We start from the raw sequence: 24,630 nt of genomic DNA, 5'->3' as shown, positions 1-24,630 counted from the left end.
CGCGGCGCGGGCGGCGCGCTCCGCCGGGCGTCGGCCGGCAGTGAAAAGTGAGCGGGACATTCGTGACACAAATCGATCCCGGATTCCCATCGTGGTGGGCATGAGCACCCGAGTCCGAGACCGATCGTTCGCCGCGCTGAGCGCCGGCATGACCAGTGAGGGCATCCTCGATGCCCGAGGGGCGCATCCGGCGCTGCGCCAGGCGATCTCGCGGGCGGCGCGGAACGGACGGCTGACTCGGGTGCTGCCCGGCATCTGGGTGGCGTCACAGATAGCCGGGGCGGCGGAGCGACGCCCCGTTGACCGAGGAACGCGGGTGGCGGCGCTGATGGTCGCTGACCCCGATGCCGTCGTGACCGGTCGCACTGCCGCGGCCTTGACCTGGTGGCCCGAGCTCGCCTCCACTCGGGTCAATGCGGCTCGCAGGCAGTCACGTCCCGCCGTGGGCTACCGGTTTCACCGTCGCCGGATACCGCCCGACAGGGTCGTGCGCATCGCGGGGCTCCAGGCGACAGACGTGGCGTTGACGGTGCTCGATCTCGTCGACGAGCTGGGCGGACAGGCGATCGATGAGGCGCTACGCCGGCGCGTGGTCACCCTGCCGCAACTGTGGTCGGCGATGAATGAGACCCCTCACCGGCGGGGAATGCTCGCCGGCGCTGGCTGCTCGACGACTCCCGCGATGTGCCCTGGTCGGAGGCCGAACGCCTTCTCCACCGCCTGCTGCGCCGCCTCGACCTCCCGTGCGACTGGGCAGCCAACCAGCGTGTCACCACGCATGCGGGGGCTGCCTATCTCGACGCGGCTCTCCCCGACCTGATGCTCGCTTTCGAGGTCGACGGGTTCGAGTTCCACACCACCCGCGCCGCCTTCCTTCGAGACCGTGATCGCGACACCGCACTCGCCTCACTCGGCTGGCAGGTGGTGCGGATCGCGGCCGCTCAGGTCATCAACGAACCCGATCGCGTCGTTCGTCGCTTGCGCGAGGTCGTCGCCGCCAGGCTGGCACTGATAGGTCGCGGAAGTCCGCCGCGCGCCCGTCGCTAGACTGCCCGTGTGACCACGAGACAACAGACCGGGGGTGGACGGGGTCTGGTGGTGCTTCGGCCCACCACCTACCACGATGCGCGAACGATCGGCGAAGCGCTTCGGTCGCACTATCTCGTCGTGCTCGATATCTCCGCGATGGACGCCGACGACTCCTACCGCCTTGTGGATTTCGTCTCCGGCCTCGTCTTCGGGCTCGGCGGCAACATCGACATCGTCACGAGCGTGGTGCTGCTCCTGGTCCCGGCGGGGGTCACCGCCATGGACGACGCTGAGCAACTCACCGGCTCGTTCTTCAACCAGAGCTGACGCCCCAGCCGCGGCCCCTGCGATAGGGGTGCTGGCGCGATGGCGCGCAGAGAGCGGGCGCGGGTGGGATCGCTCGGCCGCCGACGGGATGCCGCCAACAAGGGGCCGCAGGGCAAGGGACCACAGGACTCGGCCGCACAGCCGCTGATCGTGGGTGCGGTGTGTAAGGGCACCCAGAGCTCAGCGCCGGATCGTTCGGGGTCCAAATGTGCCGAGCGTGGCGTCCGGTTGCTGCACCCGACCTTGGGGAGACGCCGCTCAGCCCCAGTTCGGGAGATCCGGGAAGATCCGTAGCGCGCCCCGGCTCGCCCCCGAACGACATGTTGCCTGCCCTGTCGTCACGCGACACTGGATCCATGAGTAACATGCCCGGCCCACAGTGGGACCAGAACAACGCCAACACCCCTTACAGCAACCCCGGACCGCAGAACTCGCAGTCATCCTGGACGCCTCCGTCGTCGCGCCAGAACCCGTCCGACCCGTGGCAGACCGCGGTTCCCACCGGCGACGAGCGCACGTGGGCCATGCTCGCCCATCTCTCCGCCCCGATCGCCGCGATCGTGTCCGCCGGCTGGCTGACGTTCGTGGGCCCGCTGATCATCTGGTTCCTGCAGAAGGATCGCTCGCGGTTCGTCCGCCAGGCGTCCGCGGGGGCCTTCAACTTCAGCTTCACGATGTGGGTGGTCTCGCTGATCGGCTGGATTCTGACGGTCACGCTCATCGGCGCCGTGATCGGGATCCCGATGATCATCATCGGCGCGCTCGGCTCGATCATTCTGGGCTGCATCGGTGCCTTCAAGACCTACTACGGCGAGCTGTACATCTACCCCTGGCAGCTGCGCATCCTCAGCTGAACCGCCGGTCCGGCGTCGCCACGCCGACCGATCGATCCGGCCGCGTCCCTCCGTGCAGGAGACGCGGCCGGTCTCGTCGTGGGACGTTGGCCGCCACCATGAAACGCGGCGGAGCACGCCGTCCCTCCGTCCCTCGGACCGGAAACGCCGCCCGGCAACCGCCCTCGTGGCGATGCCGCCGAGTGGTGCAACGGCGCTGTAACACGGCGTAACGCCAGCGCCACATGGCCACAACGGCGCCGAAACACGCGGACGTCAGGCTGACGTCCATGATCCTTGAACTCAATACGGGCGACACGGCCTGGGTGCTCATCAGCGCGGCGCTCGTGCTGTTGATGACGCCCGGACTGGCCTTTTTCTACGGCGGCATGGTGCGCGCCAAGGGCGTCCTGAACATGGTGATGATGTCGTTCATCACCATGGGCACCGTCGGCGTGCTGTGGGTGCTCGTCGGATTCTCGATGGCGTTCGGTGACTCGTTCGGCGGCGTCATCGGCAACCCGCTGCAGTACGCCGGGCTCGGCGGCCTGATGAGCGCGGACGCCCTGTTCGGCACCATCCCCGCCCTCGTCTTCGTCGGCTTCCAGGCGGCGTTCGCGATCATCGCGGTGGCCCTCGTCTCCGGTGCCATCGCCGATCGGGCGTCCTTCGCGGGCTGGACCGCGTTCACCATCGTCTGGGCCTTGCTGGTCTACTTCCCGGCCGCGCACTGGGTCTTCGCGTTCGATGGCTTCGCGGCCGAACGCGGCGGCTGGATCGCGAACACCGTCAAGGCGATCGACTTCGCCGGCGGCACCGCGATCCACATCAACGCCGGCGCAGCTGCTCTGGCCCTGGCCATCGTCGTGGGCAAGCGCATCGACTTCGGGCGCAAGCCCATGCGTCCGCACAACATGACGCTCGTCATGCTCGGCGCTGCCCTCCTGTGGTTCGGCTGGTTCGGCTTCAACGCCGGCTCCGCTCTGGGTGCCAATGCGACGGCGGGCCTGGCCTGGGTGAACACCCTCGCGGCCCCGGCGGCGGCGCTTCTCGCGTGGCTGGTCGTGGAGCGCGTCCGGGACGGCCACCCCACCTCGCTGGGCGCCGCGTCCGGTCTGGTGGCCGGCCTCGTCGGGATCACGCCGGCGGCCGCGTCCGTGAGCCCGCTGGGGGCGGTGGGCATCGGCGTCCTGGCCGGCGCGGGCTGCGCGTTCGCGGTCTCGTGGAAGAACCACCTCGGCTACGACGACTCCCTGGACGTCGTGGGTGTCCACCTGGTCGGCGGCCTCATCGGGACGCTGGCGATCGGGCTGCTCGCCGACCCGTCCTCGCCGGCCGGGGTCGCGGGCCTCTTCTACGGCGGCGGACTCGATCAGCTGTGGCGGCAGGCGGTGGGCGCGTTCGCGGTGCTGGCCTACTCGTTCGTGGTGAGCTTCGCCATCGGCAAGGTGATCGACAAGACCATCGGCTTCCGCATCTCCGCGGCGGCGGAGAACGGCGGCATCGACCTCGCCGAGCACTCCGAGATCGGCTACGACCTCAGCCCGGTCTACTACTCCTCGTTCGGTGGGATCCGGCAGACGCTGCGCATCGACCCGAAGGACCTGCCCGACTGGGAGCCCGCCGCGGTCACGCCGTCCGAGCCCGCGACCACCAAGGCCGGGGACGCCGAGGGGGCGCGCTCATGAAGCTCGTCACCGCCATCGTGAAACCCAACGTCCTCGATCAGGTGCAGACCGCACTCATCCGGCACGGCGTCGGGGGGATGACCGTCAGCGAAGTGTCCGGGTTCGCCCGTCAGCAGGGCCACAAGGAGGTCTACCGCGGCGAGACGCTGACGATCGACTTCATCCTGAAGGTCCGGCTGGAGATCCTCACCTCCGACGAGGACGCCGAGGGCATCGTCGAGATCATCGCGCAGTCCGCCCGCACCGGAGAGGTCGGCGACGGCAAGGTGTGGGTGACGCCGGTCGAGTCGGCCGTCCGCGTCCGCACCGGGGAGAGGGGGGACGAAGCGCTCTGACCGGGCCGAACAAGGACCACGCGAAAAGCACGACCGCCGCCGGTGATGCATCCCGGCGGCGGTCTCGTGGTGGCGGAGGATACGAGATTCGAACTCGTGAGGGCGTGAACCCAACCCGCTTTCCAAGCGAGCGCCATAGGCCTCTAGGCGAATCCTCCGTGGGGCAGCTTACCTGAGCCCGGCTGGGGCTCGCCAATCGGGTGCGGGGGAGTGCCCTTCTGCCGGGCGGAAGGCGCGCCGGGGCGCTCAGTCGGTGAAGCGCAGGACGTAGCCGTCGGGGTCCTGGATGGCGAACTCCGAGCGGGTGTACGCCTGGTCTCCCTCGTCGTACTCCGCAACCTGCATGGGAACGAGGATCGGGTGGTGCTGGGCGCGCAGCGTCTCGTAGATCTTCTGCGGCTCGGCGACGCGGACGCTCAGGGTGAGGCCGCGGCCGAACGGGGCGGCGAGTTCGGCGCTGCTGGGCGGATCGTTCGGGTCGAGTTGCTCGAGCACGAACTGGATCGGGGTGTCCTCGTGGGACAGCACCACCAGCCCGGGACGGACCGTCTCGGACTGGAACCCGAGCATCTGTGTGTAGAAGGCGACGCTGGCGTCAAGATCGGTCACGGCCAGCTCGGGCACGATCGAACCCCAGCGGTCAGCCTTGATGAGCTCGTCGCCGTCCTGGAGATACTTCACGGAGGAACCCTAGTCAACCCGGGGGTCGCACCGACAACCTCCCTTCGGGGCCCCTTGACGGGCGACCGTCCGGTGCCGTCGGATGGAGGCATGCGCATCGCCTGTGCCCAGCTCCTCAGCGGCCCCGATCCGGACGCCAACCTGCGCCTCGTCCGAGACTACGCCGAGCGTGCGGCAGCAGAGGGGGCCAACCTCGTCGTGTTCCCGGAGGCGACGATGGCCTCGTTCGCGACCCGCTCGGCGTCGGTGGCACAACCGCTGGACGGGCCGTTCGCCACGGCCGTCCGGGAGATCGCCGGCGAGCTGGGCCTGGTGCTCGCCGTCGGCATGTTCACCCCGGGTGCGGACGCCGATCGTCCGCACAACACGCTCTTGGTGACGGGACGGGGCGTGGAGGCGTCCTACGACAAGATCCACTTGTTCGACGTGAACGACTTCGCCGAGTCCGACCACGTCACGCCCGGCTATGAGCCGGTGCTGGTCGAGGTGGGGGGTCTCAGGCTTGGTCTGGCGATCTGTTACGACGTCCGCTTCCCCGAGCTGTTCAAGCACTACGCGAACCACGGGGCGGACGCGGTGCTGGTTCCGGCGTCCTGGCGCTCCGGCGAGGGACGCGGCGAACAGTGGCGCGCCATCGTGATCGCCCGCGCGACCGACGCGACCAGCTACGTCGTCGCCTGCGACCAGGCGGACGCCCGGGCCCACGCGGAGTTGGCACGGTCGAAGGCTCCGCTCGGAGCGGGGCGCAGCTGCATCGTCGGGCCGCTGGGGGACGTGCTCGCGGAGGCGGGCGGTGAGCCCGACCTCATCGTGGCCGACCTCGACGCCGACACCGTCGCCAGGGCCCGCCGCGCGATGCCGGTGCTGGCGAACACCCGTTTCCACACGGTGCCGCCCCGCGACCCGGACGCCGTGGTCCTGCTCTAGGGGGCGGCCCAACCGGGCTTCCCGCACCGAGCGGGACGCCCGCGTGCGCGTCCCTGTCAGCTCCTCGAAAGCCTGGCCGGGCGGGTGGGTGCCCGCTACCTTGAGGGCATGACGACTCGCATCGAGAAGGACAGCATGGGCACCATCGAGGTGCCCTCCGACAAGTACTGGGGCGCGCAGACGCAGCGCAGCATCGAGAACTTCGACATCGGCCGCGACACCTTCGTGTGGGGGCCGGCGATGATCTCCGCGCTGGGCGTGCTCAAGAAGGCGGCCGCGCAGGCGAACGCCGAGCTCGGCGAACTCCCGCAGGACAAGGCCGAGTTGATCGTGCAGGCCGCCGACGAGGTCATCGCGGGAAACCTGAACGATCACTTCCCGCTGGTGGTGTTCCAGACCGGCTCCGGCACCCAGTCGAACATGAACGCCAACGAGGTCATCAGCAACCGCGCGATCGAGATCGCCGGAGGCGAGATGGGCTCGAAGGACCCGGTTCACCCGAACGATCACGTCAACCGCGGCCAGTCGTCCAACGACACCTTCCCGACGGCCATGCACATCGCCGTGGTGGTCGAGCTGAACAACCGTCTGTACGAGCCCGTTCAGCGCTTGCGTGACGTGCTCGCCGAGAAGGCGGAGAAGTTCGCCGACGTCGTGATGGTCGGGCGCACCCATCTGCAGGACGCCACCCCCGTCCTGCTGGGCCAGGTGATCTCGGGCTGGGTCGCGCAGATCGACTTCGCGCTCGACGGCATCAAGTACGCCGACGGCCGCGCCCGCGACCTCGCGATCGGCGGCACCGCGGTGGGCACCGGCCTGAACAGCCACCCCGACTTCGGTCCGCTGGCCGCCAAGAAGATCTCCGAGGAGACCGGGCTCGAGTTCCGCCAGGCGGGGAACCTGTTCGCCGCCCTCTCCGCGCACGACTCCCTGGTCGAGGTCAGCGGCGAGCTGCGGGTGCTCGGCGACGCGCTCATGAAGATCGCCAACGACGTGCGCTGGTACGCGTCCGGACCCCGCAACGGCATCGGCGAGCTGACCATCCCCGAGAACGAGCCGGGCAGCTCGATCATGCCGGGCAAGGTCAACCCGACGCAGTGCGAGGCCCTCACCATGGTCGCCACCCGCGTGTTCGGCAACGACGCGACCGTCGGCTTCGCGGGCAGCCAGGGCAACTTCCAGCTCAACGTGTTCAAGCCGGTCATGGCGCACGCGGTGCTCGAGTCGATCCGGCTGCTCGCGGACGCGTGTCGGTCGTTCACCGACCACTGCGCGGTCGGCATCGAGCCGAACCAGGAGCGGATCGACGCGAACCTGGCGTCCAACCTGATGCAGGTCACCGCGCTGAACCGCCACATCGGCTACGACAAGGCCGCCGCCATCGCCAAGAAGGCGCACAAGGAGGGGACGTCGCTGAAGGAGGCGGCGCTGGCCTCCGGCGACCTCACCGAGGAGGAGTTCGACGCCTGGGTCGTCCCGGCCGACATGACGCACCCGTCGGCTGGCTGACGAGGCTGACAAACGCGAGACGCGGCCGGGGCGCTTCGAGTGTCCCGGCCGCGACGCATTGTGGGTGGGTAGACGGCCGCCGAGGCGGACGTGGTCGGGTCCCACCGGACCACGTCTGTCCCCCCTTTCCCGGGCCGGTCAAGTCCCGGGTCAGATGGGTCCGGTGGGATCCGGGAAGGAGCCTAGAAAGCGCCGGCGGCCTTGCGAAAGGGGGAGTCAGTCCCGGGGAGGCGTCCCCGGGCGCTCGTGATCGTCCTCGACCCCTTCTTGGATGGCCTCGGCGACGTCGGCCACCTGCCGCTTCTGCCGGGCCTGGATGATGCGGTCGACGATGACGCCGATCGTGACGCCGAGCACGACGCCGATGGTCGCTCCCAGCAGCGGATTGCTCTCGATCCAGTGCCCGGCGAGGACGCCGATGACGACGGCGTAGCTGCCCCAGATCGTGCCGGACAAGGCAGTGACGAGGACGAAGCGGTGGTGCGGGTAGTCGGCCAGGCCGGCGCCCATGTTGATCGCCACGCGACCGACCGGGATGAAGCGCCCCGTGATGATGAGGACGGCGCCGCGCCTGGCGATGCGCCCGCTCGCGTCGTGGACGCTGCGCTCGAGCTTGGGGAAGCGTGCGAGGACGCCGTGCAGCTTGGAGCCGATGAGGTAGGCGATGTTGTCGCCCACGAAGGCCCCGAACGCCGCCAGCGCGGTCAGGGGGATGAGGCGCAGGGGATCCTTCGCGACGAGGACCGCCCCCAGCGCTGTGACCACCGACTCGCTCGGGATCGGGGGGAAGAAGCCGTCGATCAGACAGCACGCGAAGACGACGAGCAGCGCCCACGGGGACATCGCCTGGGCCAGGACCCAGTCGTAGATCCATTGGAACTGGTGCATCGGCCGCCTCTCGTCGGGCTCGTCCGGTCAGTCCCTCGCGGCTGCGGGCGACGACTCGGCCGCAGCAGCCTGGCTGGCGGCGGTCGCGCCCGCGTTCGTGGGATCGAGGGCGTCCTTGGCGCGGGTGACGAGGACGCGGGAGATGCGGCGTCCGTCCATGGAACTCACGGTGAGGACGAAGCCGTTCATGCTGACGGGGTCGCCCACCTCGGCGACGCGTCCGAGGCGGGCCATGATGAACCCGCCGACGGTCTGATAGGTGCCGTTGTCGGGCAACTCCAGGCCGGTCTGGTCGCGGAACTCCTGCAGGATCAGGCCGCCTTCCACCTCGAAGTGGTGGGCCTCGTGCAGCACGGAGTCCTCAGGGTCCATCGGCCCGCGGTCGTACTCGTCGTAGATGTCGCCGACGACCTCCTCCAGCAGGTCCTCCATGGTGACCAGGCCCGCCGTGCCGCCGTACTCGTCGACGACGATCGCGATCTGGTCGTTGCGGCCGCGCATCTCGTTGAGTGCCTGGAGCACCTGCACGGTGCCGGGATACATCGTGATGTCGCGGACGATGGAGGACACGGTCAGGTCGCGGTGGTCGCGCACCGAGATGAGGTCGCGCAGGTGCACGAAGCCGATGATGTCGTCGACGTCCTCGCCGAAGACGGGGTACCGGGAGTGCGGCAGGTCGCGGACGACGTCGAGAGCCTCGGCGATCGTGGCCTCGCCCTCGAGGAAGTCGGTCTCGGTGCGGGGCTTCATCACCTCGACGACGGTCCGTTCGGCGGCGTCGAACACGTCAGTGAGGATCGCGCGGTGGCTCGCCTCGATCTGGTCGCTGCTCTTGACCATGGAACGGATCTCCTCGACCGAGACCGCCTCGTCGTTGGCGTTCGGGTCGCCGCCGAGCAGGCGGACGACCGCGTTGGTCGACTTCGACAGCAGCCAGATCACCGGGCGCATCAGGTTGCTGAACGCGCCGAGCGGGGGAGCGACGACGCGGGTCATCGACACCGAGTTCTGCATGCCCATCCGCTTGGGCACGAGCTCGCCGAAGACCAGCGACAGGTAGGCGATGAAGATCGTCATGAGAATGAACGCGGTGGTGTCCGCGGGCTCCGCCGGCATGCCGATCGACACCAACACGGGCGCGAGCGCGGGAGCGAGGGTCTGTGCGCCGTAGGCCGAGCTGAAGAACCCGGCCAGCGTCACGCCGATCTGGACGGCGGACAGGAACATGTTGGGGTTGCGGACCAGGCGCCCGATCTTCTCGCCCTTCTCGCCCTCGGTCTCGATCTGCTCGATCTGGCTCTCCCGCAGCGAGACGATGGCCATCTCGGTGCCCGAGAAGACGCCGCCGATGAGCACGAAGAGCATCACGAGGGCGAAATTGACGAGGACGTCCATGGTCATGGCACTGAGCGTAGCCAACGGGCCGGACAAACCCGCGAGTGCTGGGGCGACGCCATGCCCGGTCCAGCGCGACGGCCGCCACCAACAAGGGGCACGGAGGGCAGGCACGTCTCACGTCGTCACGATGGCGGAGGCGAGCGGATTTCCCCCGGCTTGGCCCGGTGTCCTAAACTTGTCGCCAAGGTCCCCGCGCGGTGGTACCTCGCCCAACTCCCCCAGGGCCGGAAGGCAGCAAGGGTAAGTGAGCTCTTCCAGGTGCGCGGGGGCCCCTTCATTTTTTGTCGGTCGCGCCAAGTATGGTTTGGCCGTGGACGCGCAGCAGACCGATGACCTCTTCGACGACGAGGACGACCTCACCTCGCCCGAGGCGTTCGAGCAAGAGGGCCCCGACCTGTTCGGCACCGAGCCCGACGACCTGCTGCTGCCCCCCGAACCCGTCGTGACGGACGATCCCGAGACGGACATTGAGCAGGACAGCCCCGATGAGATCCCGATCGACCCCGATGACAGCGACGAGACCCCGGCGGTGACGGGCCCCGACGATCCCGAGCCCGAGGAGCCGGACGCCCATGACGTGGAGGCCGCCGTTGAGGACGAGGAGCGGCGCGACACAGACCCCGACGAGTTGGCCGAACTCGCTTCGGAAGAGCTGGCCGCCGGCGTGATCCGCGCGGACGAGTCCGCGGGGAAGAAGCGCTCCGAGCCGGAGCAGGGGGCGCCGCACCAACCGGAGCAGCACGGGCCGCAGGGGAGTGCGGCGCGGACGGAGTCCGAGGCGCCGCTCGCGCTGTACCGACGCTATCGGCCCGACACGTTCGCCGAGGTGATCGGCCAGGAGCACGTCACCGAGCCGCTGCAGCGGGCACTGGCGAACAACCGCGTCAACCACGCCTACCTCTTTTCGGGGCCGCGCGGCTGCGGCAAGACGACGTCGGCGCGCATCCTGGCGCGCTGCCTCAACTGCGAGCAGGGCCCCACCCCGACGCCGTGCGGGCAGTGCCAGAGCTGCCGCGACCTGGCGCGCGGGGGCAGCGGAAGCATCGATGTGATCGAGATCGACGCGGCGTCCCACGGCGGCGTCGACGAGGCGCGCGACCTGCGCGAGCGGGCGTTCTTCGCGCCGGTGCACAGCCGCTACAAGGTCTACATCATCGACGAGGCGCACATGGTGACCACGCAGGGCTTCAACGCGCTGCTGAAGGTCGTCGAGGAGCCGCCGCCCCACGTCAAGTTCATCTTCGCCACCACCGAGCCCGAGAAGGTCATCGGGACCATCCGGTCCCGCACGCACCACTATCCGTTCCGCCTGGTGCCGCCGAAGACGCTGGCCTCCTACCTCACCGAGCTGTGCTCGCGCGAGGGCGTCGACGTCGATCCGAGCGTGATGCCGCTGGTCGTGCGCGCCGGAGCGGGTTCGGTGCGCGATTCGCTGTCGGTGCTCGATCAGTTGCTGGGCGGATCGTCCGCCGAGGGTGTCACCTATCAGCAGGCGACAGCACTGCTGGGCTACACCCCCGACAGCCTGCTCGACGAGATCGTGGACGCCTTCGCCGCAGACGATGCCGAGGGGGTGTTCGCCAGCATCGACAAGGTGATCGAGGCCGGGCAAGACCCGCGCCGCTTCGCCGAAGACCTGCTGCGGCGGCTGCGCGACCTCATCATCGTCGCCGCGGTCCCGGACGCGCTGACCTCCGGCCTGGTCGACGTCGCGGCAGACCAGGCGGAGCGGCTGACGACGCAGGCTGCCGGCATGGGGGCGGGGGAGCTGACGCGCGCGGCCGAGGTCATCGCGCACGGCCTCACCGAGATGCGCGGCACGACGGCGCCACGACTGCACCTCGAACTCATGTGCGCACGGGTGCTGCTGCCCGGGGCCGATGTGGACGACCGTGGCATCCACGCGCGCCTCGACCGGCTGGAGCGCCGCCTCGAGATCCCCGGCCAGCAGGCGCCCTTCGCGCCCGCCGGCGCGGGGCAGTCCGCCGGGGGCAGGCCCGGAGCCGACTCCTCGGCGCCCGCGGGGCGGGGGACGCAGGCGGGGACCCCCGCCGCCGGTCACTCCTCCGGCGGCACTCAGGGCGATGCCAACGCCGGGCGCTCGGCGGGGCAGACCACCGCGGACCAGCAGGGCCCGCGCGCCCCGGAACGTCCGGTCGGGTCGAGCCAGGACGACCGTCAGAGTGGGCAGCCCCAGGAAGCCCGGCAGAGTGGGCGGCCGGAGGAGGGTCGCCAGAGCGGCCAGTCCCAGTCCGTCGACCACGGCCAGCAGGGGCGAGCCCCCCAGCCGGGTGGACAGAGCCAGCCGTCTCCCCAGAGCCAACCGCCGGGACGGGTCGGCATGGGCACCGCGGACGTCCGGCGACTGTGGCCCCAGGTGCTTGAGGCAGTAAAGAACCGGCGCCGCGTCACGTGGATCGTCCTGAGCCAGAACGCGCAGGTCCATTCGTTCGAGGACGGCACCCTGACGCTCAGCGTCGACAACCCCGGCGCGCGGGACAGCTTGTCGCGCGGCGGCCACGAGGACGTCCTGCGCGAGGCCGTGATCGAGGTCCTCGGCGTGGCCCCCAAGCTTCACGTCGTGGAGGAGCAGGGCGCACCGACGCCGCCGCCCCCGGGAGGCGGAGGGCAGCTGCGCACCGGCGCCGGCGACTCGGGCGGCTGGAGAGCGGGGAAGCCCGGTCCCTCCGGCGCCGGTGGCCAGGGCGACGGACGGCCGCCCGCCGGGTCGGACGCCCCTACCCGGGGGCAGGCAGCGGCGCCGTCCGGGCAGGGGGGACAGGCGCCGTCCGCCCAGGCCCAGCGCCCCCAGGCGGCCGACCCGCGTGCCCGGCGCGACTATCCGGCGACGCCGCCGTCCCCTCCGCCGGAGGAGGACGACCTGCCGTCCGTCGACTACGCGGCCCAGGCTCGCCAGAACATCCGCGGCACGCACCGCGGCCCCCTGGAGACCCAGGAGGCCGCCGAACCCGACCGCGACGATGTCGACCTCGACGCGCCGAACGTCGACGTGGACGACCTCCTGAAGAGCCAGTTGGGGGCCGAGCTGATCGCCCAGGACGACCAGACCCCCTGACGTAGCATGGCTGCCACCCCGGCGGCCACGCGCCCCACGAGCAAGGAGAGATCATGATCGGTGACGACAACGGCGGCGGCTTCGACCTCAACGCCCTGATGCAGCAGGCCCAGGCGATGCAGGAGCAGCTCTCCCGCGCGCAGGAGGAACTCGCGGAGAAGAAGGTCGACGGCTCGGCGGGGGGCGACCTCGTGACCGTCACCATGACGGGGTCGGGCGAACTGCTCACCGTGAACATCAAGCCCGAGGCCTGCGACCCCGACGACACCGAATCGCTCGGCGACCTCGTCGTCGCGGCCGTCCGCGACGCGAGCCACAAGGCGACCGCGCTCGCCCAGTCGGCGATGCCGCAGATGCCGCAGATGCCGTTCTGACCGGCGCGCACCGCGTCCCCCTCCACCCCACCACCGCGACCACGAGAAGCAGGCGAACAAGACCGTGTACGAAGGGCCCATCCAGGAGCTGATCGACGAGCTGGGCCGGCTGCCCGGCGTCGGTCCGAAGAGCGCCCAGCGCATCGCGTTCCACATCCTGCAGACCGACAAGGCCGACGTGGTGAAGCTGGCCGAGGCACTCACGACCGTCGCTGAGAAGGTGCGGTTCTGCGATATCTGCTTCAACATCGCCGAGGAGGCGACCTGCCGGGTCTGCCGCGACCCCCGGCGCGACCACACGACGATCTGCGTGGTCGAGGAACCCAAGGATGTGGGCGCGATCGAGCGCACCCGCGAGTTCCGTGGGCTCTATCACGTGCTCGGCGGCGCCATCAGCCCCATCGACCACGTCGGCCCAGGCGACCTGCACATCCGGGAGCTGCTTACCCGGCTCGCGGACGGCACCGTGACCGAGATCATCCTCGCCACCGACCCGAACCTCGAAGGCGAGGCCACGGCGACGTTCATCACGCGCCTGCTCGCCGACACCGACGTGACCGTGTCGCGGCTGGCGTCCGGGCTGCCGGTGGGCGGCGACCTGGAGTACGCGGACGAGGTCACGCTCGGCAGGGCATTTTCAGGACGCCGTCGCGTGAGCCAGGGGGCCTGACATGACGCTTCGCCTGATCGCCACCGATGTGGACGGCACCCTGATCACCAGCGAGCGGGTGATCTCGCCGCGCACGCTGGCCGCCTTCGAGGCCGCCCACGCGGCTGGCATCATCCTGCTCCCGATCTCGGGCCGCCAGCCCTTCTACATCAATGACGCCGTCGGGGGCACCGTCCTCGAGGGCCCGGTGGTCGGCGCGAACGGCGCCGTCGGCATGGATTTGCGCACCGACGAGATCTACTTCGAGGACCTGCTGCCGGTCGACGAGCAGACCCGGCTCGTGACGCAGATGCAGCGGCGCATCCCGGGAACGCGCGCGGTGTCGGTGCGGGACGCGGGCAAGACGTTCGTCCCCGAGCGGGGCTACGTCGGGCTGATGGATCCGGGCGACCACGGCAAGTCCGATCTGGCCCTGCCCGAATACGATCTCGACGAGGTGCTCGGGACGCCGTCGCTGAAGCTGATCCTGCGGCACCCCGAGATCCACGAGGACGTCCTGCTGGCCGCCGCCCTCGAACTCGACGTCCCGGGCTGTCACGTGACCACCTCCGGCGCCCCGTTCATCGAGGTATCCGCCGAAGGCGTCACGAAGGAGTCCGGGCTGCAGCAGATGTGCGCCCGGTTCGGCGTCCGGCCAGAAGAGGTGCTGGCCTTCGGCGACAACCGCAACGACGTCGAGATGCTGCGTTGGTCGGGGTGGGGCGTCGCGGTCGCCAACGCGTTGCCCGAGACGCTTGCCGCGGCCGACGAGGTGACCGCCTCCCACGACGAGGACGGTCTCGCGATCGTCATCGAGCGGTTCCTGCAGCAGCGCGAGGTGTGAGGAGGACCCGCCATTCGTCGTACGGCGGCGCCTGAGCAGTTCAGACCTCGAGGAGAACCTTGATCTCGCGGCGTTCGTCCATCGCCTTGTAGGCCTCGGCGGCCTCCTCCAAGGGCAGGCGCTTGGTGAAGACCTTGCCGGGGTGGATTTCCCCGGTCTGGATGCGCTTGATCAGGTCGGGTAGGAAGCGACGCACGGGCGCCGGGCCGCCCTCGAGGTGGACCTCGCGGCGGAACAGGTCCGACCCGTCGAGCGTCTGGTCGTGGGAGACGCCGACGAAGCCGACGTACCCGCCGGGGCGCACCGATGCGAGGGCCTGGTCCATCGACCCCTGGGTGCCGACGGCCTCGCACACGCCGTGTGCTCCGTAGCCGTTCGTCAGCTCCTTCACCTTGGCGGCCCCTTCCTCGCCACGCTCGGCGATGACGACGTCGGCGCCGAACTCGCGCGCCAGCGCGGCGCGGTCCTCGTGGCGGGAGAACGCGATCACTTTCTCGGCGCCCAGCGCTTTCGCGGCCAGCACGGCGCACAGGCCGACGGCTCCGTCACCGACGACCGCGATGGTCTTGCCGGGGCCGGCTTGGGCGGCGACGGCTGCATACCACCCGGTGCCGAGCACGTCGGAGGCGGCCAGGTAGTCGGCCAACTTGTCCGGATCGTCCGGCTCGCCGCCCGGAACCTTCACCAGGGAGCCGTCGGCCAGCTCGACGCGCATGTACTGCGCCTGGCTACCAGTGAACGTGCCGGCGTTGACGCAACGCGAGGGATAGCCGGCCTGGCAGATCTCGCAGGTGCCGTCGGACAGCATGAACGAGCCGACGACGAAGTCGCCGACCTCGAGGGTGCTGACCTCGTCGCCCTTCTCCACGATGGTCCCGACGTACTCATGGCCCATGTACTGGTGATCGACCTGTTGAAGGCCGCGGTAGGGCCACAGGTCGGAGCCGCAGACGCAGGCGGCGGCGAGCTTGAGGACCACGTCGCCGGGCTTGGCGACGCGCGGGACGTCGATGGTCTCGACGGACACGTCGCCGGGCGCGTTCATCACGACGGCCCTCATCGTGGCCGGGATGGTGGGGTTGGTGCTCATGGGGGTTTCCTCTCGTGGGCAGGGATGAGGTTGCTGGTCACGATCTTCGGTCCAGCGATCAAGTGCCGATGGCCAGCTCGCGCAGGACCTCGGGGCCACCTGGGGATTGCCGAGGCGATTCGGCCGTGGGTCGGGCGCGCGCCGTGCGACATCTACGCTAGTTCGCTGCCGTCGACGATGGGAGTCCCTGTTGGAACCCCCCCAGTTCTGGAGCGAACTGCCGCTTCGCTGGTTGGACCGGCGCAAGCATAAGCCGCCGGCGCAAGAGATTGGGAGCCGAGGGGTCGGAGCGGTCTCGGAGACACCGGCGCGAACCGATCCGGCGGCGGGGTTAGGCTTGCGTCATGCGAGCCGTCTACGTCACCGAAGCCAACCCCGAACAGCCGTTGGACGCCCTGCAGGTCGGCGATCGTCCCGAACCTGAGCCGGCCGAGGGCTGGGAGCGCGTCCACGTGCGCGCCGCGGCGCTGAACCACCACGACGTCTGGAGCCTGCGCGGCGTCGGCCTGCCGCCCGAGCGGATGCCCATGATTCTCGGGACGGACGCCGCCGGTGTCACCGACGATGGGCGCGAGGTCGTCGTCCACGCCGTGATCCCGACCGACGGCTGGCAGGGCGACGAGACCCTCGACCCGAAGCGGACGCTCCTGTCGGAACTCCACCAGGGCACCTTGGCCGAGCAGGTGATCGTCCCCAGGCGCAACCTCGTCGACAAGCCGCACGAACTGTCCTTCGAAGAGGCCGCTTGCCTGCCCACGGCGTTCCTGACCGCCTACCGCATGCTCACCCACGACTCGGGGCTGTCCGCCGGCGACACCGTCCTCATCCAGGGCGCGTCCGGAGGGGTCGTCAGCGCGGCGACCGTGCTGGGGAAGGCGCTCGGGCTGCGGGTCTGGGTCACCGGGAGCACCGAGGCCAAGCGGGACGCCGCGCTGGCCCGCGGCGCCGACGCCGCGTTCGAGCCCGGCGACCGCCTGCCGGAGAAGGTGGACGCCGTCGTCGAGACGGTCGGGGAGGCCACCTGGAAGCACTCGCTGCGCGCGCTGCGGTCGGGCGGGACGATCGTCTGCTGCGGTGCGACGTCCGGCCCGAACCCGCCCGCGGAGTTGAACCGGGTGTTCTTCCAGCAACTCCGCATCGTCGGGTCGACGATGGGCACCCGCGACGAGCTGGACGCGATGCTCGCCCTGGTCGCCGAACACGGCGTGCATCCGCCGGTGGACCGGGTGCTCCCGCTCACGGACGCCCGCGAGGGCTTCGCCGCGATGATCGACGGCGAGCTCGACGGGAAGATCGTGTTCCGGCCCTGATTCCTCTCGGAGGGGAATCCTGATACGGGCGACAGCGCGAGAGCACCGTCGTCCGACGCGACGGAGATCGCGTGGCGAGGGGGTCTAGGGTTGAAGGCATGACTTCGACGATCGCCTTCACCAACGCGCACGTCTTCGACGGTGAAGACTTCCTCGACGGGACCGCGGACGTCGTGGTCACCGACGGCGTCGTGACGGCTATCGGCCCCGGTGTCGCCGCGCAGGCCGGTGAGGGCGAGACCGTCGACCTCGGCGGCCGGACGCTGCTGCCCGGCCTGATCGACCTGCACGTCCACCTGGCCACCGAGAACGCGGGCAGCCTCAGCCACATCAACGATCCCTACTCGCTGGCCTACTTCCAGTCGGTGCGCTACATGGAGCGCACCCTCCAGTGCGGCATCACGACCGTGCGGGACGCCGGTGGTGCGGATCTCGGCTACAAGCAGGCCGTCGAGCGCGGCATCGTCGACGGGCCCCGCCTGAACATCGCCATCAGCATCATGAGCGAAACCGGCGGTCACGGCGACGGGCGCCGGCCGTCCGGAATCGAGGTGCCGATCGTGCCGGCGACACCCGGGCGCCCCTCGGGCATCGCCGACGGCCCCGACGAGTGCCGCCGCGTCGCCCGCACGCTGTTCCGCGCCGGCGCCGACCACATCAAGATCTGCACCTCCGGCGGCGTCCTTTCCCCCTCGGACGACCCCCGCCACCCGCAGTTCACCGTCGATGAGATCAAGGCGATCGTCGAGGTCGCCGAGGCGCACGACTCCTACGTGATGGCGCACGCCCAGGGCGCCCCCGGCATTCGCAATGCGCTGCTCGGCGGCGTCAAAACGATCGAGCATGGCATCTACCTCGACAACGAGACGATCGAGCTCATGCTGGAGAAGGGGGCGTGGTTGGTCCCGACGCTGGTCGCACCGTTGAACGTGATCCGGGCCGCCGAGAACCCGAACTCCGGGCTGCCGCCGGCCGTCGTCGACAAGGCGCATCGGGTCGCGGACAGGCACAGCGAGGCCGTCCGCGCCGCCTACGAGGCGGGCGTGCCCATCGCGATGGGCACTGACACTGGGGTGGGTCCGCATGGCTCCAATCTCGAGGAACTCTGGCTGATGCACGACGTCGTCGGCATGACCCTGACCGAGGTGCTCCGGGCGACCACGAGCGACGCGGCCGCCTTCGTCCAGCAGGACGTCGGCCGCCTGCGTCCCGGCTCCCTCGGCGACGCCGTCGTGCTGAACGGAACCCTCACCGACGCCGCTCAGCTCGAGCACCTGCCGGCGATGATCGAGCAGGTCTATCTCGGCGGCCTCCCCGTGCTCTGATTCCGGCGGCGGGTCAAGACGACGGCGAGGGACGCTCCGACCTGCCACACGGGCCTTCACCTCCCGGACACCGCTCGTCGACGCCGGCAAGCGCGTCCGACGACAGAGAGGGCCAGCCTGCCGCTATTGTGACCATGTGTCGCAAAGAGACGCGTCGCCCACGCCGGCTCGCGAGCCCGGGACCCGGGATCTCGGCCTGGACATCTTCGAGCCTGCCGGCCCGGCCCCGTCCCCGCGGGAGGACAACCGGCGGCGACGCCGGCGCACGGCGACGGTGCTGGTGGGGTTCGTCGTCCTGATCGTGGCGGCCGTGGCCGCCGTCGCCGCGTTCTACGCGCTGACCGTGGGACACGCCCTCGACGGCGTGCGTCGCGATCAGCAGATGCCGGGCGCCTACCCGGGCAGGCCCCCGGCCCCGGCCGCCGCGTCCGGTCGGGCCGCGCCCCTCAACATTCTGCTGCTCGGCGTGGATACCCAGGGCCCCGACCGGGGCCGGACCGACGTCATGACGCTCGCGCACGTCCCGGCGAACCGGGAGAAGGTCTTCCTCCTCTCGATCCCGCGCACCGCGCTGGTGGCGGTGCCGGGCCATGGCCGGGACAGGGTCAACCGCGCCTACGAGTACGGAGGCAACGCGCTCGCGGTTCGCACGGTCGAGCAGCTGCTCGGCGTCCGGATCGACCACAGCGTCGTCGTCGACCTCGACGAGCTGATGGCCATGCCGGACGTGGGCGGCCCGAACGTGCTCAGGGAGCTCGTCACGCCCGCGATGCTCGCCAACCCGGCGCGATTCCAGCAGACCGTCGAGCGGATCGCTCCGCTCCTGCGTTCGGACGCCGGCCTGACCAGCGACCGGGCGCGCGCTCTAGCCGCCGAGGTGAAGCTGGGGCTCGGCGTCGGAGTCGAGCGCGGGCGTCTGCCGGTGGAGGGCGACGGCGTCCTGGCCGACACCCGGAGAGAGGTGCACCTCGACGAGCAGCGGTTGGCCGCCCTGCGGGGTGCCCTGCGGCGCGACGACCTGGCCGGCTACTGGGCGGGCAGGTAGGTCCCGGCGGTTTTCCTGACCGGTCGGAGCCCCTACACTTGAACGGTCGCACGGCACTGATGGGGCCATCACCCCGGAGCTGCCGGAAGAACGGCTCGTGGCGGGATCACCCGCGCGGGCTCACTAGAACCGGCCGCGGCGAGAAGTGAGTGGGCGACCATCGGTCGCCAAGGAGGGTGGTACCGCGGGGCGTTCGCCTCGTCCCTTCGTCCGACGACGACGAAGGAAGACCATGACCGCCCAGCCCGATAGCGCCGCGCCCCAGTACCGCGCCGTGCCCCCGCAGGTGAACCTGCCGGAGATGGAGCACGAGATCCTGACGTTCTGGGACGAGAACGATACGTTCGCCAAGTCTCTGCACGAGGAGAGCCCCCGCGGCCAGTGGACGTTCTACGAGGGCCCGCCCACCGCCAACGGCATGCCCGGGACGCACCACATCGAGGCCCGCGTCTTCAAGGACGTCTTCCCGCGCTACCGCACGATGCGCGGCTACCGCGTCCCCCGCAAGGCCGGCTGGGACTGCCACGGCCTCCCCGTCGAACTGGCCGTCGAGAAGGAGCTCGGCTTCAACGGCAAGCCCGACATCGAGAAGTACGGCATCGAGGCCTTCAACGAGCACTGCCGCGCCTCGGTGTCCCGGCACGTCGACGCCTTCAGCGAGCTGACCCGCCGCATGGGCTACTGGGTCAACATGGACGACGCCTACTGGACGATGAGCCCCGACTACGTCGAGAGCGTCTGGTGGAGCCTCAAGCAGATCTTCGAGCGCGGCCTCCTCAGCGAGGACTACCGCGTCGCCCCCTACTGCCCGCGCTGCGGCACGACGCTGTCCGACCATGAGCTCGCGCAGGGCTACCACGACGTGGTCGATCCGTCCGTCTTCGTCCGGTTCCCGCTGACCTCCGGCCCGCTCGCCGGCGAGGCCGCCCTGCTGGTCTGGACGACGACGCCCTGGACGCTGGTCTCGAACACCGCGGTCGCCGCGCACCCGGACGTCACCTACGTCGTGGCCGACAACGGCTCCGAGAAGCTCGTCATCGCCGAGCCGCTCGCCGAGAAGGTGCTCGGCGACGGTTGGACGTTCGGGCAGTCGTTCGCGGGCACCGAGCTCGCCGGCTGGCACTACCAGCGCCCGTTCGACTTCGTCGAGTTACCCGAGGCCGAGGGTGGCGCGCACTACGTCGTGAACGCCGACTACGTCACCACCGAGGACGGCACCGGCCTCGTCCATCAGGCCCCCGCCTTCGGCGAAGAGGACATGGAGGTCTGCCGCCGCTACGGCCTTCCGATGGTCAACCCGGTGCGCCCCGACGGCACGTTCGAGGAGTCGGTGCCCCTGGTCGGCGGGATGTTCTTCAAGTCCGCCGACAAGCCGCTGGTCGCCGACCTCGTCGAACGCGGGCTGATGTTCCGCGTCCTCGACTACGAGCACAGCTACCCGCACTGCTGGCGCTGCGACACCGCGCTGCTGTACTACGCGCAGCCGTCGTGGTACGTCCGCACCACCCAGGTCAAGGACGAGCTGCTCCGCGAGAACGAGCAGACGAACTGGTATCCCGAGCACATCAAGCACGGCCGCTACGGCGACTGGCTGAACAACAACATCGACTGGGCGCTGTCGCGCACCCGGTACTGGGGCACGCCGCTGCCGATCTGGCGCTGCGAGGACGACCACCGCGTCTGCGTCGGCTCGCGCGCCGAACTGACCGAGCTGACCGGGTCCGACCAGTCGCAGCTCGACCCGCACCGACCGTTCGTGGACGCGGTGACGTTCCCCTGCCCGACGTGCGGGAAGACCTCGACGCGCGTCTCAGAGGTCATCGACGCCTGGTACGACTCGGGCTCCATGCCGTTCGCGCAGTGGGGCTACCCCTACGCGGAAGGGTCGACGGAGCGGTTCGACAATGCCTTCCCGGCCGACTTCATCTGCGAGGCGATCGACCAGACCCGCGGCTGGTTCTATTCGCTGATGGCGGTCAGTACCACCGTGTTCGACCGGAACTCATACCGCAACGTGCTCTGCCTGGGCCACATCCTCGCCGAGGACGGTCGCAAGATGTCGAAGCACCTGGGAAACATCCTTGAGCCGATCCCTCTGATGGACACCCACGGCGCGGACGCGGTGCGTTGGTTCATGGCGGCCGGCGGCTCGCCCTGGGCGTCCCGCCGCGTCGGGCACACCACGATCCAGGAGACCGTCCGCAAGGTGATGTTGACGTTCTGGAACTCGGTGTCGTTCCAGGCGCTGTACGCCCGCACGAACGGCTGGACGCCCGCGTCCGGGCCCGCGCCGGCGGTGGACCGACGCCCGGTCATGGACCGCTGGCTCGTCTCGGCGCGCGAGGAACTCGTCGTCGAGACGACGAACGCCCTGGAGAACTTCGACACCCAGCGCTACGGGACGCTGATCGCCGACTTCATCGACGACCTGTCGAACTGGTACGTCCGCCGTTCGCGCCGCCGCTTCTGGGCCGGCGACCCCGCTGCGCTGTGGACGCTGCACGAGACGATCGACACGCTCGCCCGGCTGATGGCGCCGCTGGCGCCGTTCATCACCGAGCGCGTCTGGCAGGACCTGATCGTCGCCGCGGTGCCGGACGCCCCGAGCTCGGTGCACCTCGCCTCGTGGCCCGAGGCGGACGCCGCGCTGATCGACCGCGAGCTGAACGACGCGATGGGTCAGACGCGTCGCCTGGTGGAGCTCGGCCGCAGCGCCCGCTCGGAGGCGCACGTGAAGACGCGCCAGCCGCTGCGCCGCATCCTGGTGCCGTCGGCGTCCTACGCGCGGCTGACCGACGAGTTGGTGGCCGAGATCGCGGCCGAGCTGAACGTCGAGTCGGTCGAGTCCTTCGCGTCCGCCGGAGACCTGGTCGACTACAGCGCGAAGGGCAACTTCCGCGCGCTCGGCAAACGCTTCGGCAAGGCGACCCCGCAGGTCGCTCAGGCCATCGCGTCCGCGGACGCCGCAGAGCTGGCCGCCGCGCTGGGATCCACCGGTGAAGCGACGGTCGACTTCGACGGCGGCACCACGGTGACGGCCGACGAGGTGCTCATCTCCGAGCGACCGCGCGAGGGCTGGTCCGTGGTCAACGAGCAGGGTGAGACCGTCGCCCTCGATCTGGAGCTCACGCCCGAACTGGTCCGGGCCGGCCTGGTGCGCGAGCTCGTCCGCACGCTGCAGGAGGCCCGCAAGGCGTCCGGGCTGGAGGTGTCCGACCGCATCACGGTCGAGTGGTCCACCGGCGACAGCGCGCTGGCCGAGGCACTACGGGCCAACACCGAGCAGGTCGCGCACGAGGTGCTGGCCGTCTCCGTCGACGAGGGCGAGACGGCGGGTTCCGACTGGTCCACCGACGACGATCTCGGCCTGAGCTACCGGATCGCCAAGGCCTGAGTCGTGGTCGCTGTCACAATTGCGTCAACGCGCCGCCCACAGGGGACCACCCCTATGGGTGGCGTGTTGTCGATCCTTAATCGATGACAGCGTTTCTGAGGATCTGATCCGGGCGTTCGCACGCTCAGAACGGCCCGTTTTGTCACGGCGTCATCACAGTTCGGATCGTTATCGATCCGCCATCCCCAGCAGCCCTCTTCTGCGGTATAGCCCCTTGTCACGCAGATTCTCCCCGGTAGTCTGGACGGCGTTCCAATCGTCACCGTCGGCGGATCGGAACGTCTGGTCCCGAAGCGAGCCGACGAAACTTGAACGAAGGAGATCACTTATGTTCTCGGAGAACGACATCAAGAACCTGCAGGCCGCTACCGCTTACTGCAAGGACGGCAACAAGATCGGCAGCGTCGGCGAGGTGTACCTCGACGACCAGAGCGGCCAGCCGGAGTGGGTCACGGTGAACACCGGCCTGTTCGGCGCCAAGACCAACTTCGTTCCGCTTGAGGGTGCGACCCTCGAGGGCGACCGCCTGAACGTCGCCTACGGCAAGGACGTCGTCACGGACGCCCCGAAGGTGGACGAGGACGGCCACCTGAGCGAGGAAGAGGAAGCGGAGCTCTACCGCTACTACAACCGCGACTACAGCGCGACCGATCGCCGCGACGCCGTGAGCGACGTTGACCGCGACCGCAACGCCGCCGCTGGTACCGCCGGTGTCGGCGCCGCCGGCCTGGTGGGCGACCGCGATGCTGATCGCGACCGCGCGGACGTCGACCGCGACCTGGCCGTCGACCGCGACCGCGTCGAGAACGTGCGTGAGCGCGACGACCGCGATCGTGTGGGCGACGACGCCGACGTGACCCTGTCGGAGGAGCGCCTCAACGTGGGCACCGAGTCCCACGAGGCTGGCCGCGCCCGTCTGCGCAAGTACACGACCACCGAGGAGCAGACCGTCACCGTGCCGGTCCAGAAGGAGCGCCTCGTCGTGGAGCGTGAGCCCGTCAACGAGGTTTCCAACGGCCACATCGGCGATGGCGACACCGACGAGACGATCACGCTGCGCGAGGAGCGTCCGGTCGTCAACACCGAGACCGTCGACGTCGAGCGCGTCCACGTGGGCAAGGAGACCGTTACCGAGAACGAGACCGTCTCCGGCACCGTCCGCAAGGAGCACGTCGACATCGAGGGCGACGGCGTGGCCGACCAGGGCCGCGACGTGACCGACCGCCGCGACGACGATCGCGACCTTAACCGTTGATCGGTTGAGCACCGGGGCCACGGCCCATTGACACGGTGAGGGGAGGGACGCAACTGCGTCCCTCCCCTTCGTGATGCTCGCGTCGTCTTGGGTGACCGTCGTTCGGTGCCCCGCGTCCGGCCCGTCCCGTGGAGACAAGGCCGGGGGCCAGGTCGCCGGGCGAGGCGGTCAGTAGGGCGGGGGTTGGCGGCGGCTGCGCTCGCGGAGTTGGCCGAGGATGATGCTCACGACGATCGCGATGAAGATCCAGTACCAGCCGCCCCGGGTCAGGAACATCAGCCCGATGGCGACGGGCCAGATCAGCGCCTGCGCCATGCCGATCCATTCGGCGGGCTTGGCCACCGCGCCGTCGGGACGCGTCTGCGGCACCGGCGACGGGGCGGGCTGGGACGAGGCGGTCTGGTACGAGGGCGCCCCGGGAAACACGGACGCCGCGGGCTGCGGCCGGGGCTCGGGGAGATCGGCGAACAGCGGATCGAGGTCGCTCGCGATGCGTGCGGCGAGGGCGGTCGCCATGCGATCCTCGAACTCGGACTCGTCGAGCCGGCCCGCTTCGTAGTGCTCGCGGAGCATCTCCACGGCAGCGTCCCGATCCGCGTCGGAAATGCGCTGCGGCACCGGCTCGCTGGTCATGCGGTCATTCTAGACAGCCC

At 69.9% G+C, this 24,630-nt stretch carries 21 protein-coding genes, 1 tRNA gene and 1 other RNA gene; 17 read left to right on the top strand and 6 right to left on the bottom strand.

The genetic code is table 11. From position 1 onward, the window contains the following. The first annotated feature begins 684 nt into the window (after nt 1–684). From BN1187_RS14435 to BN1187_RS13295, 5 genes are all read left to right on the top strand, one after another. The gene (locus BN1187_RS14435) at nt 685–1,047 is read left to right on the top strand and encodes an endonuclease domain-containing protein (RefSeq protein ID WP_072042079.1); all 363 of its coding nucleotides are present in this window, start codon (nt 685–687) and stop codon (nt 1,045–1,047) included. A 9-nt stretch (nt 1,048–1,056) separates the two neighbouring features. Continuing rightward, complete coding sequence (locus BN1187_RS13310; RefSeq protein ID WP_082034711.1) at nt 1,057–1,356, top strand: cell division protein SepF; 300 nt, start codon at nt 1,057–1,059, stop codon at nt 1,354–1,356. A gap of 356 nt (nt 1,357–1,712) precedes the next feature. Next, nucleotides 1,713–2,210 (top strand): DUF4870 domain-containing protein, encoded by a 498-nt coding sequence (locus tag BN1187_RS13305; RefSeq protein ID WP_218184663.1) that lies wholly within the window; start codon nt 1,713–1,715, stop codon nt 2,208–2,210. Nucleotides 2,211–2,479: 269 nt separating this feature from the next. Beyond that, complete coding sequence (locus BN1187_RS13300) at nt 2,480–3,877, top strand: ammonium transporter (RefSeq protein ID WP_082034709.1); 1,398 nt, start codon at nt 2,480–2,482, stop codon at nt 3,875–3,877. Next, a complete protein-coding gene (locus tag BN1187_RS13295) occupies nt 3,874–4,212 on the top strand; it encodes a P-II family nitrogen regulator (RefSeq protein WP_040162413.1) in 339 nt (112 codons plus the stop codon). Before BN1187_RS13300 ends, BN1187_RS13295 begins: the two co-directional genes overlap by 4 nt. Before the next feature lie 70 nt (nt 4,213–4,282). Here BN1187_RS13295 and BN1187_RS13290 read toward each other — a convergent pair. Continuing rightward, nucleotides 4,283–4,370, bottom strand: a tRNA-Ser gene (locus BN1187_RS13290). A gap of 88 nt (nt 4,371–4,458) precedes the next feature. Then, on the bottom strand, nt 4,459–4,893 hold the full coding sequence (locus BN1187_RS13285; protein WP_040162411.1) for a VOC family protein: 435 nt from the start codon (nt 4,891–4,893) through the stop codon (nt 4,459–4,461). 90 nt (nt 4,894–4,983) lie between these two features. Between BN1187_RS13285 and BN1187_RS13280 the strand changes: the two genes are divergently transcribed. After that, the gene (locus BN1187_RS13280) at nt 4,984–5,820 is read left to right on the top strand and encodes a carbon-nitrogen hydrolase family protein (protein WP_052462719.1); all 837 of its coding nucleotides are present in this window, start codon (nt 4,984–4,986) and stop codon (nt 5,818–5,820) included. A 108-nt stretch (nt 5,821–5,928) separates the two neighbouring features. Then, on the top strand, nt 5,929–7,329 hold the full coding sequence (fumC, locus tag BN1187_RS13275) for a class II fumarate hydratase (RefSeq protein WP_040162409.1): 1,401 nt from the start codon (nt 5,929–5,931) through the stop codon (nt 7,327–7,329). 216 nt (nt 7,330–7,545) lie between these two features. Here fumC and BN1187_RS13270 read toward each other — a convergent pair whose 3' ends face one another. Next, nucleotides 7,546–8,217 carry a DedA family protein gene (locus tag BN1187_RS13270; protein ID WP_052462718.1) on the bottom strand — a complete coding sequence of 224 codons (672 nt, stop codon included), beginning with the start codon at nt 8,215–8,217 and terminating at the stop codon, nt 7,546–7,548. Nucleotides 8,218–8,244: 27 nt separating this feature from the next. Further along, complete coding sequence (locus tag BN1187_RS13265; protein ID WP_052462717.1) at nt 8,245–9,618, bottom strand: hemolysin family protein; 1,374 nt, start codon at nt 9,616–9,618, stop codon at nt 8,245–8,247. Nucleotides 9,619–9,796: 178 nt separating this feature from the next. Here BN1187_RS13265 and ffs point away from each other — a divergent pair. The 5 genes from ffs to BN1187_RS13240 all read left to right on the top strand — a co-directional run bounded on the left by ffs (nt 9,797) and on the right by BN1187_RS13240 (nt 14,558). Further along, an RNA gene (ffs, locus tag BN1187_RS13260) (signal recognition particle sRNA small type) lies at nt 9,797–9,893 on the top strand. A 32-nt stretch (nt 9,894–9,925) separates the two neighbouring features. After that, entirely contained in the window at nt 9,926–12,691 is a 2,766-nt protein-coding gene (locus BN1187_RS13255) for a DNA polymerase III subunit gamma and tau (protein ID WP_052462716.1), read from the top strand. Between the two features lie 53 nt (nt 12,692–12,744). Continuing rightward, entirely contained in the window at nt 12,745–13,065 is a 321-nt protein-coding gene (locus tag BN1187_RS13250; protein WP_040162407.1) for a YbaB/EbfC family nucleoid-associated protein, read from the top strand. 64 nt (nt 13,066–13,129) lie between these two features. Beyond that, on the top strand, nt 13,130–13,735 hold the full coding sequence (gene recR / locus BN1187_RS13245; RefSeq protein WP_040162405.1) for a recombination mediator RecR: 606 nt from the start codon (nt 13,130–13,132) through the stop codon (nt 13,733–13,735). Between the two features lies 1 nt (nt 13,736). After that, nucleotides 13,737–14,558, top strand: coding sequence for an HAD hydrolase family protein (locus BN1187_RS13240; protein WP_040162404.1), 822 nt, complete (start codon nt 13,737–13,739; stop codon nt 14,556–14,558). 40 nt (nt 14,559–14,598) lie between these two features. On the opposite strand, the gene BN1187_RS13235 is transcribed toward BN1187_RS13240, so the two are convergent. Further along, nucleotides 14,599–15,618 carry a zinc-binding dehydrogenase gene (locus tag BN1187_RS13235; protein WP_052462800.1) on the bottom strand — a complete coding sequence of 340 codons (1,020 nt, stop codon included), beginning with the start codon at nt 15,616–15,618 and terminating at the stop codon, nt 14,599–14,601. Between the two features lie 374 nt (nt 15,619–15,992). Between BN1187_RS13235 and BN1187_RS13230 the strand changes: the two genes are divergently transcribed. From BN1187_RS13230 to BN1187_RS13210, 5 genes are all read left to right on the top strand, one after another. Beyond that, nucleotides 15,993–16,958: a zinc-binding dehydrogenase gene (locus BN1187_RS13230; RefSeq protein WP_040162401.1), complete on the top strand. Its 966-nt coding sequence runs from the start codon at nt 15,993–15,995 to the stop codon at nt 16,956–16,958. A 98-nt stretch (nt 16,959–17,056) separates the two neighbouring features. Continuing rightward, nucleotides 17,057–18,283: a metal-dependent hydrolase family protein gene (locus BN1187_RS13225; protein ID WP_040162400.1), complete on the top strand. Its 1,227-nt coding sequence runs from the start codon at nt 17,057–17,059 to the stop codon at nt 18,281–18,283. Nucleotides 18,284–18,419: 136 nt separating this feature from the next. Continuing rightward, a complete protein-coding gene (locus BN1187_RS13220) occupies nt 18,420–19,328 on the top strand; it encodes an LCP family protein (protein WP_147675126.1) in 909 nt (302 codons plus the stop codon). A gap of 232 nt (nt 19,329–19,560) precedes the next feature. After that, nucleotides 19,561–22,722, top strand: coding sequence for an isoleucine--tRNA ligase (ileS, locus tag BN1187_RS13215; RefSeq protein WP_040162399.1), 3,162 nt, complete (start codon nt 19,561–19,563; stop codon nt 22,720–22,722). A gap of 328 nt (nt 22,723–23,050) precedes the next feature. Beyond that, nucleotides 23,051–23,977 (top strand): PRC and DUF2382 domain-containing protein, encoded by a 927-nt coding sequence (locus tag BN1187_RS13210; protein WP_052462714.1) that lies wholly within the window; start codon nt 23,051–23,053, stop codon nt 23,975–23,977. 168 nt (nt 23,978–24,145) lie between these two features. Here the strand turns inward: BN1187_RS13210 and BN1187_RS13205 are convergent, their stop codons facing one another. Continuing rightward, nucleotides 24,146–24,610 carry a DUF1707 SHOCT-like domain-containing protein gene (locus BN1187_RS13205; RefSeq protein ID WP_052462713.1) on the bottom strand — a complete coding sequence of 155 codons (465 nt, stop codon included), beginning with the start codon at nt 24,608–24,610 and terminating at the stop codon, nt 24,146–24,148. Between the last annotated feature and the right edge of the window lie 20 nt (nt 24,611–24,630).

The sequence above is a fragment of the Nigerium massiliense genome (assembly GCF_000826085.1).
Taxonomy (GTDB): Bacteria; Actinomycetota; Actinomycetes; order Propionibacteriales; family Propionibacteriaceae; genus Propioniciclava; species Propioniciclava massiliense.
This window is presented reverse-complemented; position numbering and strand designations above follow the sequence as displayed.